Genomic DNA, 13,813 nt, shown 5'->3' on the forward strand with positions numbered 1-13,813 from the left:
CACGATGGGAAAGATCACCGGCTTCATGGAGCATGAGCGCATCGAAGAGGGCTACAAGCCCGTTGACGAGCGCGTCAAGCACTACAAGGAATTCGTCGTCGGCCTGAACGCCGAGCAGGCCAAGGTGCAGGGTGCGCGCTGCATGGACTGCGGCACGCCGTTCTGCAACAGCGGCTGCCCGGTCAACAACATCATTCCGGACTTCAACGACCTGGTGTACCGCAACGACTGGCAGAACGCCTTCGCGGTGCTCGACTCGACCAACAACTTCCCCGAGTTCACCGGCCGCATCTGCCCCGCGCCCTGCGAGGCGGCCTGCGTGCTCAACGTGAACGACGACGCGGTCGGCATCAAGTCGCTGGAGCACGCGATCATCGACCGCGCCTGGGACGAAGGCTGGGTGGCGCCGCGCGTCGCCAAGCACAAGACCGGCAAGAAGGTGGCGGTGGTGGGCGCGGGCCCGGCCGGCATGGCGGCTGCGCAGCAACTGGCGCGTGCCGGCCACGACGTGACGCTGTTCGAGAAGAACGACCGCATCGGCGGCCTGCTGCGCTACGGCATTCCCGACTTCAAGATGGAGAAGTCGCACATCGACCGCCGCGTGGAGCAGATGAAGGCCGAAGGCGTGGTGTTCCGCACCGGCGTGATGGTCGGCGCCGCGAAAGACCCGCTGGGCAAGGGCTCCAAGGTCACGAACCTGGCCAAGGAAACCGTCACGCCCGAGCAGCTGCAGAAAGAGTTCGACGCCGTGCTGCTTACCGGCGGCGCCGAGCAGTCGCGCGACCTGCCGGTGCCCGGCCGCGACCTCGACGGCATCCATTTCGCGATGGAGTTCCTGCCGCAGCAGAACCGCGTCAACGCGGGCGACAAGGTCAAGGGCCAGTTGCGCGCCGACGGCAAGCACGTCATCGTCATCGGCGGCGGCGACACCGGCTCCGACTGCGTTGGCACCAGCAACCGCCACGGCGCCGTGAGCGTCACGCAGTTCGAGCTGATGCCCCAGCCGCCCGAAGAAGAAAACCGCCCGCTGACCTGGCCCTACTGGCCGATCAAGCTGCGCACCAGCTCCAGCCATGAAGAGGGCTGCGAGCGCGAGTTCGCGATTTCGACCAAGGAATTCATCGGCGAGAAGGGCAAGGTCACCGGCCTGAAGACCGTTCGCGTCGAATGGAAGGACGGCAAGATGCAGGAAGTCGCCGGCAGCGAGCAGGTGCTCAAGGCCGACCTCGTGCTGCTGGCCATGGGCTTCGTGAGCCCCGTGGCTGCCGTGCTCGACGCCTTCGGCGTGGAGAAGGATGGACGCGGCAACGCCAAGGCAACGGTCGACTTCATCGGCGGCTATGCCACCAACGTACCGAAGGTTTTTGCCGCCGGCGACATCCGCCGCGGGCAGTCGCTGGTGGTGTGGGCGATTCGCGAAGGCCGTCAAGCCGCGCGGTCGGTGGATGAGTTTCTGATGGGATTCAGCGACTTGCCGCGCTGAATTTTGTTTCAGTTTCGTGGTCGCCGTCGCGGCCCCGTTATCATCCGCTGCAAAACCGCATGCCGGGATGCTTGAAAGGGCGCCCGGCTTTTTTATTGAGATGGACCCTGCTACACAGCCACATCCTTTCGTAGAGTTTCGCGACGTCACGTTCGGCTACGGTGCGCGCGCCATCCTCGACGGCGTGTCCTTCAGTGTGCCGCGCGGCAAGGTGACGGCGCTCATGGGCGCTTCGGGTGGCGGCAAGACCACGGTCCTGCGGTTGATCGGCGGGCAGCAGCGCGCACAGCGCGGCGCGGTTCTTTTCGATGGTCAGGACGTCGTCAGGTTCGACGCGAAGGCGCTCTATGCGGCGCGTCGGCGCATGGGCATGCTCTTCCAGTTCGGCGCGCTGTTCACCGACATGAGCGTGTTCGACAACGTGGCTTTCCCGCTGCGTGAGCACACACAACTCTCCGAAGCGCTGGTGCGCGACATCGTGCTCATGAAGCTCGACGCGGTCGGCCTGCGCGGCGCGCGCGACCTGATGCCCAGCGAGGTCTCGGGCGGCATGGCGCGCCGGGTGGCGCTGGCACGCGCGATCGCGCTGGACCCCGACCTCGTGATGTACGACGAGCCCTTCGCCGGGCTGGACCCGATCTCGCTCGGCACCGCCGCGCGGCTGATCCGGCAGCTCAACGACACGCTCGGGCTCACCAGCATCATCGTGTCGCACGACCTGGAGGAGACCTTCCGCATCGCCGATCACGTGATCATCCTGGCCAACGGCGGCATCGCGGCGCAGGGCGCCCCCGACGACGTGCGCAACAGCGACGATCCGCTGGTGCACCAGTTCGTGAATGCGCTGCCCGACGGGCCGGTTCGTTTCCACTACCCCGGCGTCAGCATCGAAGCCGATTTCGGCAATGTCGAAGGGGGCCGCTCATGAGTTGGTGGAAGCCTGCCGATGTCGGCTTTGCGGTGCGCAGCCATCTGGCCAACCTGGGCCACGGCGCGAAGCTCTTCATGCGCCTGGTCGGCCCCGGCGCGCGGATCATGCGGCGCTTCGGCCTGGTGCGCGACCAGATCCATTTCCTGGGCAACTACTCGCTCGCCATCATCGGCGTGTCGGGGCTCTTCGTGGGATTCGTGCTGGGGCTGCAGATGTATTACGCGCTGCAGCGGTACGGATCGTCCGAGGCGCTGGGCCTGCTGGTCACGCTGAGCCTCGTGCGCGAACTGGGCCCCGTGGTGGCGGCGCTGCTGTTCACCGGGCGCGCCGGTACTTCCCTCACCGCGGAAATCGGCCTCATGAAGGCCGACGAGCAGCTGAGCGCCATGGAAATGATGGCGGTCGATCCGGTGCAGCGCATCCTTGCGCCGCGTTTCTGGGCCGGCGTCATCACCATGCCCTTGCTGGCGGCGGTGTTCAGCGCGGTCGGCATCATGGGCGGCTACGTGGTGGGCGTGCTGATGCTGGGTGTCGACCCGGGCGCGTTCTGGGGCCAGATGCAGGGCGGCGTCGATGTGTGGCGCGACGTCGGCAACGGCGTCATCAAGAGCATCGTGTTCGGCTTCACCGTCACCTTCATCGCGCTGCTGCAGGGCTACGAGGCCCAGCCCACGCCCGAGGGCGTTTCGCGGGCGACCACCAAAACTGTGGTCACGGCGTCGTTGGCGGTACTGGGGCTGGACTTCCTCCTGACCGCCATGATGTTCAGTATCTAAAAGGGGCCGGGCCCCAATCGTTCTAGAGAGTGCAAACCATGCAACGTTCCAACAACGACATCTGGGTCGGCCTGTTCGTCCTGATCGGCGCGGCTGCGCTGCTGTTCCTCGCTCTGCAGTCGGCCAACCTGCTGAGCCTGAACTTCCAGAAGACCTACTCGGTGACGGCGCGCTTCGACAACATCGGCGGGCTCAAGCCCCAGACAGCGGTCAAGAGCGCCGGCGTGGTGGTCGGCCGCGTGGAGTCGATCTCCTTCAACGACAAGACCTTTCAGGCCAACGTAACACTGGCTTTGCAAAACCGTTACAGTTTTCCCAAGGACAGCTCTCTGAAGATCCTGACCAGTGGCCTGCTCGGCGAGCAGTACATCGGGATCGAGGCGGGCGCCGACGACAAGAACCTGCAGGCAGGCGACACCATCACCGCGACCCAGTCGGCCGTGGTGCTGGAGAACCTGATCAGTCAGTTCCTGTACAGCAAGGCGGCGGAAGGTAATACCTCGTCGGCCGGAACAGCCAACAAAAAATGAAAACACGATCAAATCTGTCAAGCCCCGTGCACCGCATGGGTAGCGGCCTGCGCTGGGCAAGTGCCGCAGCGGTCTTCGCGCTCGTGGCCGGATGCGCCACCGGCCCCAATGCCAACCCGGCCGACCCGCTCGAGCCGTTCAACCGCGGTGTCACCCGCTTCAACGACACCGTCGACGACGCGGTGCTCGTCCCGGTAGCCACGGCCTACCAGAAGGTGCTGCCCTCCATGGTGCGTACCGGGGTGAACAACTTCTTCGGCAACATCGGCGACGTCTGGAGCCTGGCCAACAACGTGGCCCAGCTCAAGCTGCAGGACAGCGCGGAAACCTTCATGCGCCTGAACGTCAATACGCTCTTCGGCCTTGGCGGCCTGCTGGATGTCGCGACCGAAGCGGGCATTCCCCGCCACGAGAAAGACTTCGGCCAGACGCTCGGCTACTGGGGCGTGGCCCCCGGCCCCTACCTCGTGCTGCCGCTGCTGGGCCCGTCCACCGTGCGCGACGCTGCGGCCAAGCCGCTGGATTTCTGGGGCGACCCGGTGAACCACATTCACGACGTTGCCTGGCGCAATTCGCTGACGGTGCTGGACGTGGTCGACACCCGTTCCCAGTACCTGCGGGCCGGCCGCCTGCTCGGCGACGCGGCGCTCGACAAGTATTCGTTCACGCGTGACGCTTTCCTGCAGCGCCGCCAAAGCCAGATCTACGACGGCAACCCGCCTGACGACGGCGCCGGAAAGTAAGCGTGCGGCGCGCACGGGAGGCTGAGCTGCTTGCATCCGGTTGCAAGGCTTCACCTCCCGGACAGGAACCCGGTAGGCGCCGTGCCGCTCGAACCCGTTCTTGTCTGTGCACACCGCTGCTTTTACGTGCTTCGCAGATTTTCAAACTTGATTGAGGGACTCTCCATGAACAACAAGACCTTGCAACGACGCGATCTTGGCCGCCTGGTGCTGGCCGGCGCCCTGCTGTTCGGTGCCGCTGTCGCCTTCGTGCAGCCCGCGCGCGCAGCCGACGAAGCGCCCGATGCGCTCGTCAAGCGCCTCTCGACCGACGTGCTCGAGACCATCAAGTCCGATACCAGCATCAAGTCAGGTGACGTGAACAAGATCATGGTGCTGGTCGACAGCAAGATCATGCCGAACGTCAACTTCCAGCGCATGACGGCCTCCGCCGTCGGCCCGGCCTGGCGCACCGCCACGCCGGAGCAGCAAAAGCGCCTGCAGGACGAGTTCAAGACCCTGCTGGTGCGCACCTACGCCGGCGCGCTCGACCAGGTGACCGACCAGACCGTCACCGTTCGCCCGTTCCGCGGCTCGCCAAGCGACACCGACGTGCTGGTGCGCACCGAGGTCACGGGCCGTGGCGACCCGGTCCAGCTGGACTACCGCCTTGAAAAGACCCCCGGCCAGGGCGCCGGCTGGAAGGTCTACAACCTGAACGTGCTGGGCGTGTGGCTGGTCGATACCTACCGCACCCAGTTCGCGCAGGAAATCAACAAGAGCGGCATCGACGGCCTGATCGCCGCGCTGGCAGCGCGAAACAAGGGCAACGCCAAGGGCTGAGGGCCGAGCGATGCTGGTACTGCCCACCCGGCTCACCCATGACGAGGCCCCCGCCTGCATGCGCATGCTGCAGCAGGGGTTGAAGGGCCAGACCGATTCGTCGTCCACCGTGGTGGACGCGAGCGCGCTGGCCCAGTTCGATTCGTCGGCGCTGGCCGTGCTGCTGGAGTGCCGCCGCGAATCGAGCGCGCTGGGCCGGGGGTTCTCGGTCAAGGGCCTCTCCCCGCGGCTGCGCGAACTGGCCACCCTGTACGGCGTTGCGGGCCTTTTGCCCGCCGCGCCCTGAAAAAGTAACAGCCCCGTAAAATCGCGGGCTCCCATGCCCGCGATCTCATTCCAATCGGTCTCCAAGACCTACCCCCCCTCCAAACAGCAGAAAGCCCAAGGCAAGCAAGGGCTGAAGGCTGTCGACGAGGTCAGCTTCCAGATCGAACCGGGCGAATTCTTCGGCCTGCTCGGTCCCAACGGCGCCGGCAAGACGTCCCTGATCAGCATGCTCGCGGGGCTCTCGCGCCCCACGTCGGGTGCCATCAGCGTCCACGGCTTCGACGTGCAGCGCGACTTCGCGCAGGCCCGCCGCCAGCTGGGCATCGTGCCGCAGGAGCTGGTGTTCGACCCCTTCTTCAACGTGCGCGAGTCGCTGCGCATCCAGTCGGGCTACTTCGGCATCAAGAACAACGAGGCCTGGATCGACGAGCTGCTGCAGAGCCTGGGCCTCGCCGACAAGGCCACGGCCAACATGCGCCAGCTCTCCGGCGGCATGAAGCGCCGGGTGCTGGTGGCGCAGGCGTTGGTGCACAAGCCGCCGGTGATCGTGCTCGACGAGCCCACCGCGGGCGTCGACGTCGAACTGCGCCAGACGCTCTGGCAGTTCGTCGCCAGGCTCAACAAGCAGGGCAGCACCGTGCTGCTCACCACCCATTACCTGGAAGAGGCCGAGGCGCTGTGCAGCCGCATCGCCATGCTCAAGCTGGGCCGCGTGATCGCGCTGGCCCGCACCAGCGAACTGCTGAAATCGGCTGCGAGCAACGTGCTGCGCTTCAAGACCGACGCCATGCTGCCCTGGGAGATCGCGAAGAACGCGCGCATCACCGGGCGCATCGTGCAGCTGCCGGCGCAGAACGCCCATGAAGTCGAACAACTGCTGGCTGCGATCCGCGAAGCCGGCGTCGCGGTGGAAGACGTGGAAATGCGCAAGGCCGACCTGGAAGACGTGTTCATCGACCTGATGGCGGGCGAGCAGACCCCGCTGGAGGTTGCAAGATGATGGCGGTAACGGGTTGGCGCGCGCTGCTCTACAAGGAAACGCTGCGCTTCTGGAAGGTCGGCTTCCAGACCGTCGGCGCGCCGGTGCTCACCGCGCTGCTGTACCTCATGGTGTTCGGCCATGTGCTCGAGGGCCGCGTGACGGTTTACGGCACGGTCGGCTACACGGCCTTCCTGGTGCCCGGCCTCGTGATGATGAGCGTGCTGCAGAACGCCTTCGCCAACAGCTCTTCGTCGATCATCCAGAGCAAGATCATGGGCAACCTGGTGTTCGTGCTGCTCACGCCGCTGTCGCACTGGGGCTGGTTCTTCGCCTACGTGGGTTCGTCGATCATCCGCGGGCTGGCCGTGGGGCTGGGCGTGTTCCTGGTGACCATGCTCTTCGCCGTGCCCGACTTCGTGGCGCCGCTGTGGATCATCGTGTTCGCGCTGCTGGGCGCGGCCATGCTGGGCACGCTGGGACTCATCGCCGGCCTCTGGGCCGAGAAGTTCGACCAGATGGCGGTGTTCCAGAATTTCCTGATCATGCCCATGACCTTCCTGTCGGGCGTGTTCTATTCGATCGGCTCGCTGCCGCCTTTCTGGCAGAAGGTGAGCCACCTGAACCCGTTCTTCTACATGATCGACGGCTTCCGCTACGGCTTCTTCGGCGTCAGCGACGCCTCGCCCTGGCTGAGCCTGGGAATCGTCGGCACCGCCTGGCTGGTGGTGAGCGCCATTGCCGTCCACCTGCTGCGCATCGGCTACAAGATCCGTAGCTGAGCGCCTCTTCCCCAAAATCCCATGACCGCCGAACAACTCCAGGCCCTGATCCAGTCCCATCTCCCATGCGAGCACATCACGCTCGAGGGCGACGGCCGACATTGGTACGCCACCATCGTCTCGGCCGAATTCGAGGGCAAGCGCTCGATCCAGCGCCATCAGCGGGTCTACGCCACCCTCGGTGCGAAAATGCACACCGACGAGGTGCACGCGCTTTCGATGAAGACCTACACGCCGGCCGAATGGGCGGCAGTGGAAAAATAACTTTCCGGCCCTGGCGGCCCCTGATTTCGCTGGAATTTCGATGGACAAACTTCTGATTCGCGGCGGGCGAGAGCTCCGCGGCGAAGTACTCATTTCCGGCGCCAAGAACGCCGCGCTGCCCGAGCTGTGCGCGGCGCTGCTGACCGACCAGCCCGTGGTGCTGCACAACGTGCCGCGCCTGCAGGACGTGTCGACCATGCTCAAGCTGGTGCGCAACATGGGCGTGACCGCCGAGCGCGACGACAACGGCACCGTGCGCCTGGACGCCGCCGACCTGACCAACCCCGAGGCCCCCTACGAGCTCGTGAAGACCATGCGCGCCTCGGTGCTGGCCCTGGGCCCGCTGCTGGCGCGCTTCGGCCACGCCAGGGTGTCGCTGCCCGGCGGCTGCGCCATCGGCTCGCGGCCGGTCGACCAGCACATCAAGGGCCTGCAGGCCATGGGCGCCGAGATCGTGGTGGAGCACGGCTACATGGTCGCCCGCCTGCCGGAGGGCCGCACCCGCCTGAAGGGCGCGCGCATCCTGACCGACATGGTCACCGTCACCGGCACCGAGAATTTCCTCATGGCGGCCGCGCTGGCCGAGGGCGAGACGCTGCTCGAGAACGCTGCCCAGGAGCCCGAGATCGTCGATCTGGCCGAAATGCTGATCCGCATGGGCGCGAAGATCGAAGGCCACGGCACCAGCCACATCCGCATCCAGGGCGTCGAGAAGCTGAACGGCTGCGAGCATGCCGTGGTGGCCGACCGCATCGAGGCCGGCACCTTCCTGTGCGCCGTGGCGGCCACCGGCGGCGAGGCTTTCCTGCGCCATGCGCGCGGCGACCACCTCGACGCCGTGATCGACAAGCTGCGCGACGCCGGCTGCACCGTGGCCTGCGAAAAAGACGGCGTGCGCATCGGCTCCAGGGGCCCTGCCTACGAACACCTGAAGGCGCAGAGCTTCAGCACCACCGAATACCCGGGCTTCCCCACCGACATGCAGGCCCAGTTCATGGCCCTGAACGTGATCGCGCGCGGCGCCTCGATGGTCACCGAGACCATCTTCGAGAACCGCTTCATGCACGTGAACGAGATGGTGCGCCTGGGCGCCCGCATCCACGTCGAAGGCAAGGTCGCGATGGTCACCGGCGTGCCGCAGCTGTCGGGCGCCACCGTGATGGCCACCGACCTGCGCGCTTCCGCCAGCCTCGTCATTGCCGGCCTCGTGGCCGAGGGCGAGACGCTGGTCGACCGCATCTATCACCTGGACCGGGGCTACGACCGCATGGAATCCAAGCTGCGCGGCCTCGGCGCCGACATCGAACGCGTGACGGGAGCCGCCGCATGATCACATTGGCGCTTTCCAAAGGCCGCATCTTCGAAGAGACGATGCCCCTGCTGGCCGCGGCCGGCATCGAGGTCACCGAAGACCCCGAGAAGTCGCGCAAGCTGATTCTCGAAACCACCCGGCCCGACGTGCGCGTGGTGCTGGTGCGCGCCTCCGACGTGCCCACCTACGTGCAGTACGGCGGCGCCGACCTCGGCGTGACCGGGCTCGACGTGCTGCTGGAGAACGGCAACCAGGGCATGTACCAGCCGCTGGACCTGCGCATCGCCGCCTGCCGCCTGAGCGTGGCCGTGCGCGCCGACTACGACTACGCCTCCGCCGTGAAGCAGGGCTCCCGCCTGCGCGTGGCCACCAAGTACGTGGGCCTGGCGCGCGACTTCTTCGCCAGCAAGGGCGTGCACGTCGACCTGATCAAGCTCTACGGCAGCATGGAGCTGGCGCCGCTGACCGGGCTGGCCGACGCCATCGTCGACCTGGTCTCCACCGGCAACACGCTCAAGGCCAACCACCTCGTCGAGGTGGAACGCATCATGGACATCAGCGCGCGCCTGGTGGTGAACCAGGCGGCGCTCAAGCTCAAGCGAGAGCCGATCCGCCACATCATCGACGCGTTCGCGTCGGCCATTCCGTCCTCCTGAAACCCACTAAACCCACGCCCATGACTCTGAAAGCAGCCCCCGCCCGACTGTCCACGACTTCAGCCAGCTTCGATGCTGAATTCAAGGCGCGGCTGCATTGGTCCGCGGACGACGACGCGGCCATCGAGAAGGTCGTGGCCGACATCCTGGCCGACGTGCAGAAGCGGGGCGACGAGGCGGTGCTGGAGTACACCAACCGCTTCGACAAGCTGGGTGCGAACACGCTGCCCGAGCTGGAACTCACGCAGGCCGAGCTGAAGGCCGCCTTCGAATCGCTGCCCGCCGCACAGCGCGACGCGCTCGAAGCCGCCGCGCGCCGCGTGCGCAGCTACCACGAGGCCCAGAAGAAGGCCAGCGGCGAGAGCTGGAGCTACCGCGACGTGGACGGCACGCTGCTCGGCCAGAAGGTCACGCCGCTGGACCGCGTGGGCATCTACGTGCCGGGCGGCAAGGCCGCCTACCCGTCGAGCGTGCTGATGAACGCGATTCCTGCGCACGTCGCAGGCGTGGGCGAAATCATCATGGTCGTGCCAACCCCGAAGGGCGAGAAGAACCAGCTCGTGCTCGCCGCCGCCTACGTGGCCGGCGTAACGCGTGGCTTCACCATCGGCGGCGCCCAGGCCGTGGCCGCGCTGGCCTACGGCACCGCCACCGTTCCCGCCGTCGACAAGATCACCGGCCCCGGCAACGCCTACGTGGCCGCGGCCAAGCGCCGCGTGTTCGGCACCGTGGGCATCGACATGATCGCCGGCCCGAGCGAGATCCTGGTGCTGGCCGACGGCAGCACGCCGCCCGACTGGGTGGCCATGGACCTGTTCAGCCAGGCCGAGCACGACGAACTCGCCCAGAGCATCCTGCTGTGCCCCGACGCGGCCTACATCGACCGCGTGCAGGCCGAGATCGACCGCCTGCTGCCGGCCATGCCGCGCGCGGAAATCATCGCCGCCTCGCTCAACGGCCGCGGCGCGCTGATCCACACGAAGAGCATGGAAGAGGCCTGCGAGATCAGCAACCGCATCGCCCCCGAACACCTCGAAGTGAGCAGCAGCGAGCCCAACCGGTGGGAGCCGCTGCTGCGCCACGCCGGCGCGATCTTCCTCGGTGCCTTCACCAGCGAAAGCCTGGGCGACTACTGCGCCGGTCCCAACCACGTGCTGCCCACCAGCGGCACGGCGCGCTTCTCCAGTCCGCTGGGCGTGTACGACTTCCAGAAGCGCTCCAGCCTGATCGAGGTCAGCGAAGCCGGCGCCCAGGTGCTCGGCCCGGTCGCCGTCACGCTGGCCGAGGGCGAGGGCCTGCAGGCGCACGCAGAGGCCGCGCGCATGCGCCTGCGTAAGATCTGAGGCTCCATGACCCCCCAGGGAGGAGCCAGCAAGATGATTGATCGTCTCCATCGTTCGCGTCTTTTCAAGTTCGCCACGGGCCTCGTCGCCGGCGCGGCATTGCTTGCCGCCTGCAGCCAGATGCCGCAGGCGGTCACCACCAACAGCGCCGCTCCCGCCGCGGCACCCGCGCCGCGGCTAGGCACGCAGTGGGGCGAGGGCCTGGAATCGAAGACCCGCACGGTCGTCGCCAAGCGCCTGTCCGCGCAGCCGGACGACACGGCCTCGCTGGGCTACAACGAAGCAGGTGCCGTGCGCCGGGCGGTGGGCAGCAACCCCGAGCGCCGCCTGAACCTGCTGCTGGCCGACGGCGACGTCGAATGGTCGGTGCTCGACGAGACCGGCAGCCCGCTGCCGCTGCAGCGCGCGCGCCGGGGCAGCGGCGGCGACGACATGTTCCGCCTGGCGGGTGTCGAGGGATCGCGCTACACGCTGCGCTTTCGCAACCTCAGCGAGCGCAGCTACGAGGTGATCGCCACGGTCGACGGCCTGGACGTGCTCAACGGCAGGCCCGGCAGCCTGCGCAACGGCGGCTACGTGCTGGGCCCGATGCAGGCGCTGACCATCGAGGGCTTCCGCAAGAGCGAGAGCGAGGTCGCCGCCTTCCGCTTCGCCACGCCGGGGCGCGCCTATGCCGCCAACACGGAAGCCGGCGACGTGCGCAACATCGGCGTGATCGGCGCCGCGCTGTTCGAACTGGAACAGCGCGACGTGCCGCGCCGCCAGCGCCGCGACGCATCGCCGCCGCAGCAGCAGCAGCCCAGCGCCTTCCCGGCCGACGGCAGCTACGCGCCGCCGCCGCGCTATCGCCAGTGACGCCATGAAACGTGCCGCCTTCCTGCTGATCGCGCTGGCCACGGCCGCCTGCGCCCAGGCCATGAGCATCCGCGAACTGCGCACGCTCGCGGCCACCGAGAAAGACGGCAAGGCCTACGCCGGCTACTACCTCGTGGGCGTGCTGGAGGGCCTGCGCGAAGGCGTCGAATCGTCGCAGCGCAATGGGCTCAAGCCCGTGTTCTGCATCGAGGGGCGCCGCCTCGAGCCTTCCATGGCCCGCTCGCTCTACCAGACCGAGCTCACCCGCAACGCCGACAGTTACGAAGCCGACATGCCAGTGCAGCTGGTCATGGCCGGCGCCCTGAAGAACAGCTACCGCTGCACCAAATGACCGCTCCCGAATCCGCCCGCCCGCCGCTCGACCGCATCCGCGGCGACGTGCGGTCCATGCATGCCTACGCGGTTCAGGACGCGCGCGGCCTCGTCAAGCTCGACGCAATGGAAAACCCCTTCGGCCTGCCGCCCGCGCTGCAGGCCGAGCTGGGCGCGCGGCTCGGCGCGCTGGCGCTCAACCGCTATCCCGGCGACCGCGGCGCCGATCTGAGGCGCGCGCTGGCGGCCCACGCGCAGATGCCCGAAGGCTTCGCGCTGATGCTGGGCAACGGCTCGGACGAGCTGATCTCGCTGCTGGCCATTGCCTGCGACCTGCCCGGCGCGACGGTGCTGGCGCCGCTGCCCGGCTTCGTCATGTATGCCATGAGCGCGCAGCTGCAGGGCCTGAAGTTCGCCGGCGTGCCGCTCACGGCCGACTTCGAGCTCGACGAGGCCGCCATGCTGGCCGCCATCGCGCGAGAAAAGCCCGCCATCGTCTACCTGGCCTACCCGAACAACCCGACCGCCAATCTCTGGAACGACGCCGTCCTGGAGAGAATCGTCGAGGCCCAGGGCGCGCAGGGCGGCCTGGTGGTGATCGACGAGGCCTACCAGCCCTTCGCCGCCCGCAGCTACATCGACCGCCTGGCGAAGCACGGCCACGTGCTGCTGATGCGCACCCTCAGCAAGTTCGGCCTGGCCGGCATCCGGCTGGGCTACCTCATGGGGCCGGCGGCGCTGGTCGCCGAGATCGACAAGGTGCGCCCGCCCTACAACATCAGCGTGCTCAACTGCGAGTGCGCGCTGTTCGCGCTGGAGCACGCCGAGGTGTTCGAGGCCCAGGCCCGCCAGATCCGCGAGGAGCGCGAGCGCCTCATGACGGGGCTCGGCCGCCTGCCGGGCGTCAAGACCTGGCCCAGCGACGCCAACATGATCCTGCTGCGCGTGCCCGATGCGGCCAAGACCTTCGAAGGCATGAAGGCTCGCGGGGTTCTGGTGAAGAACGTTTCTAAAATGCACGAACTGCTCGCAAACTGCCTGCGCCTCACCGTCGGAACGGCCGACGAGAACGCGCGGATGCTCGCGGCGCTCGAAGCCTCACTATGACCACCCCCACCAGCCAGGACAGCGGCGACCGCATCGCGTCCGTCACCCGCAACACCGCCGAAACGAAGATCACCGTCAGCGTCAACCTCGACGGCACCGGCCGCGCCAAGCTCTCCACCGGCATCGGCTTCTTCGACCACATGCTCGACCAGATCGCCCGCCACGGGCTGATCGACCTCGACATCGACTGCCAGGGCGACCTGCACATCGACGGCCACCACACGGTGGAAGACGTCGGCATCACGCTGGGCCAGGCCGTGGCCAAGGCCATCGGCGACAAGAAGGGCATCCGCCGCTACGGCCACGCCTACGTGCCGCTCGACGAAGCCCTGAGCCGCGTCGTCATCGACTTCTCGGGCCGCCCCGGCCTGGTGATGCACGTGCCCTTCACCAGCGGCATGATCGGCACCTTCGACAGCCAGCTCACCTACGAGTTCTTCCAGGGCTTCGTGAACCACGCCTTCGTCACGCTGCACATCGACAACCTCAAGGGCGTCAATGCGCATCACCAGTGCGAGACCGTGTTCAAGGCCTTCGCGCGCGCCATGCGCGGCGCGCTGGAGCTCGACCCGCGTTCCGCCGGCGTCATTCCCTCGACCAAGGGCTCGCTCTGAACGCGTTCGGCCATCA

17 protein-coding genes are annotated in these 13,813 nt (G+C 67.3%); all 17 read left to right on the forward strand.

Translation table 11 applies throughout. The annotated features are described in order from the left end of the window. The first annotated feature begins 4 nt into the window (after window positions 1-4). The 17 genes from AC1RVW_RS14215 (at window position 5) to hisB (ending at window position 13,797) form a co-directional block, all read left to right on the forward strand. Window positions 5-1,483: a glutamate synthase subunit beta gene (locus tag AC1RVW_RS14215; protein WP_106935546.1), complete on the forward strand. Its 1,479-nt coding sequence runs from the start codon at window positions 5-7 to the stop codon at window positions 1,481-1,483. A 67-nt stretch (window positions 1,484-1,550) separates the two neighbouring features. Next, window positions 1,551-2,411, forward strand: coding sequence for an ABC transporter ATP-binding protein (locus AC1RVW_RS14220; RefSeq protein ID WP_106935545.1), 861 nt, complete (start codon window positions 1,551-1,553; stop codon window positions 2,409-2,411). Next, window positions 2,408-3,190 carry a lipid asymmetry maintenance ABC transporter permease subunit MlaE gene (mlaE, locus tag AC1RVW_RS14225; protein WP_081266459.1) on the forward strand — a complete coding sequence of 261 codons (783 nt, stop codon included), beginning with the start codon at window positions 2,408-2,410 and terminating at the stop codon, window positions 3,188-3,190. Before AC1RVW_RS14220 ends, mlaE begins: the two co-directional genes overlap by 4 nt. Window positions 3,191-3,228: 38 nt before the next feature. Further along, window positions 3,229-3,720 carry an outer membrane lipid asymmetry maintenance protein MlaD gene (gene mlaD, locus AC1RVW_RS14230; protein WP_081266458.1) on the forward strand — a complete coding sequence of 164 codons (492 nt, stop codon included), beginning with the start codon at window positions 3,229-3,231 and terminating at the stop codon, window positions 3,718-3,720. Next, a complete protein-coding gene (locus AC1RVW_RS14235) occupies window positions 3,717-4,463 on the forward strand; it encodes an MlaA family lipoprotein (RefSeq protein ID WP_493200610.1) in 747 nt (248 codons plus the stop codon). The genes mlaD and AC1RVW_RS14235 overlap by 4 nt, the downstream gene beginning before the upstream one ends. Window positions 4,464-4,628: 165 nt before the next feature. Continuing rightward, on the forward strand, window positions 4,629-5,285 hold the full coding sequence (locus AC1RVW_RS14240) for an MlaC/ttg2D family ABC transporter substrate-binding protein (protein WP_081266456.1): 657 nt from the start codon (window positions 4,629-4,631) through the stop codon (window positions 5,283-5,285). A gap of 10 nt (window positions 5,286-5,295) precedes the next feature. Continuing rightward, window positions 5,296-5,571: an STAS domain-containing protein gene (locus AC1RVW_RS14245; protein ID WP_081266455.1), complete on the forward strand. Its 276-nt coding sequence runs from the start codon at window positions 5,296-5,298 to the stop codon at window positions 5,569-5,571. Window positions 5,572-5,604: 33 nt separating this feature from the next. Then, window positions 5,605-6,552 (forward strand): ABC transporter ATP-binding protein, encoded by a 948-nt coding sequence (locus AC1RVW_RS14250; protein ID WP_081266454.1) that lies wholly within the window; start codon window positions 5,605-5,607, stop codon window positions 6,550-6,552. Further along, window positions 6,549-7,313, forward strand: coding sequence for an ABC transporter permease (locus AC1RVW_RS14255; protein WP_081266453.1), 765 nt, complete (start codon window positions 6,549-6,551; stop codon window positions 7,311-7,313). Before AC1RVW_RS14250 ends, AC1RVW_RS14255 begins: the two co-directional genes overlap by 4 nt. A gap of 21 nt (window positions 7,314-7,334) precedes the next feature. Beyond that, window positions 7,335-7,577 carry a BolA family protein gene (locus AC1RVW_RS14260; protein ID WP_093048598.1) on the forward strand — a complete coding sequence of 81 codons (243 nt, stop codon included), beginning with the start codon at window positions 7,335-7,337 and terminating at the stop codon, window positions 7,575-7,577. 40 nt (window positions 7,578-7,617) lie between these two features. After that, window positions 7,618-8,907: a UDP-N-acetylglucosamine 1-carboxyvinyltransferase gene (gene murA, locus AC1RVW_RS14265; RefSeq protein WP_493200613.1), complete on the forward strand. Its 1,290-nt coding sequence runs from the start codon at window positions 7,618-7,620 to the stop codon at window positions 8,905-8,907. Continuing rightward, window positions 8,904-9,545: an ATP phosphoribosyltransferase gene (hisG, locus tag AC1RVW_RS14270; RefSeq protein WP_081266450.1), complete on the forward strand. Its 642-nt coding sequence runs from the start codon at window positions 8,904-8,906 to the stop codon at window positions 9,543-9,545. Before murA ends, hisG begins: the two co-directional genes overlap by 4 nt. A 20-nt stretch (window positions 9,546-9,565) precedes the next feature. After that, window positions 9,566-10,888, forward strand: a complete 1,323-nt coding sequence (hisD, locus tag AC1RVW_RS14275) for a histidinol dehydrogenase (protein WP_493200616.1) — start codon at window positions 9,566-9,568, stop codon at window positions 10,886-10,888. Window positions 10,889-10,921: 33 nt separating this feature from the next. After that, complete coding sequence (locus AC1RVW_RS14280; RefSeq protein ID WP_493200618.1) at window positions 10,922-11,743, forward strand: hypothetical protein; 822 nt, start codon at window positions 10,922-10,924, stop codon at window positions 11,741-11,743. A gap of 4 nt (window positions 11,744-11,747) precedes the next feature. After that, window positions 11,748-12,095, forward strand: a complete 348-nt coding sequence (locus tag AC1RVW_RS14285; protein WP_493200620.1) for a hypothetical protein — start codon at window positions 11,748-11,750, stop codon at window positions 12,093-12,095. Then, window positions 12,092-13,183: a histidinol-phosphate transaminase gene (gene hisC, locus AC1RVW_RS14290; protein WP_493200622.1), complete on the forward strand. Its 1,092-nt coding sequence runs from the start codon at window positions 12,092-12,094 to the stop codon at window positions 13,181-13,183. Before AC1RVW_RS14285 ends, hisC begins: the two co-directional genes overlap by 4 nt. Continuing rightward, window positions 13,180-13,797, forward strand: coding sequence for an imidazoleglycerol-phosphate dehydratase HisB (gene hisB / locus AC1RVW_RS14295; protein ID WP_081266445.1), 618 nt, complete (start codon window positions 13,180-13,182; stop codon window positions 13,795-13,797). The genes hisC and hisB overlap by 4 nt, the downstream gene beginning before the upstream one ends. Window positions 13,798-13,813: the final 16 nt, after the last annotated feature.

It is taken from the genome of Variovorax sp. MPBD4-3 (genome assembly GCF_058809745.1).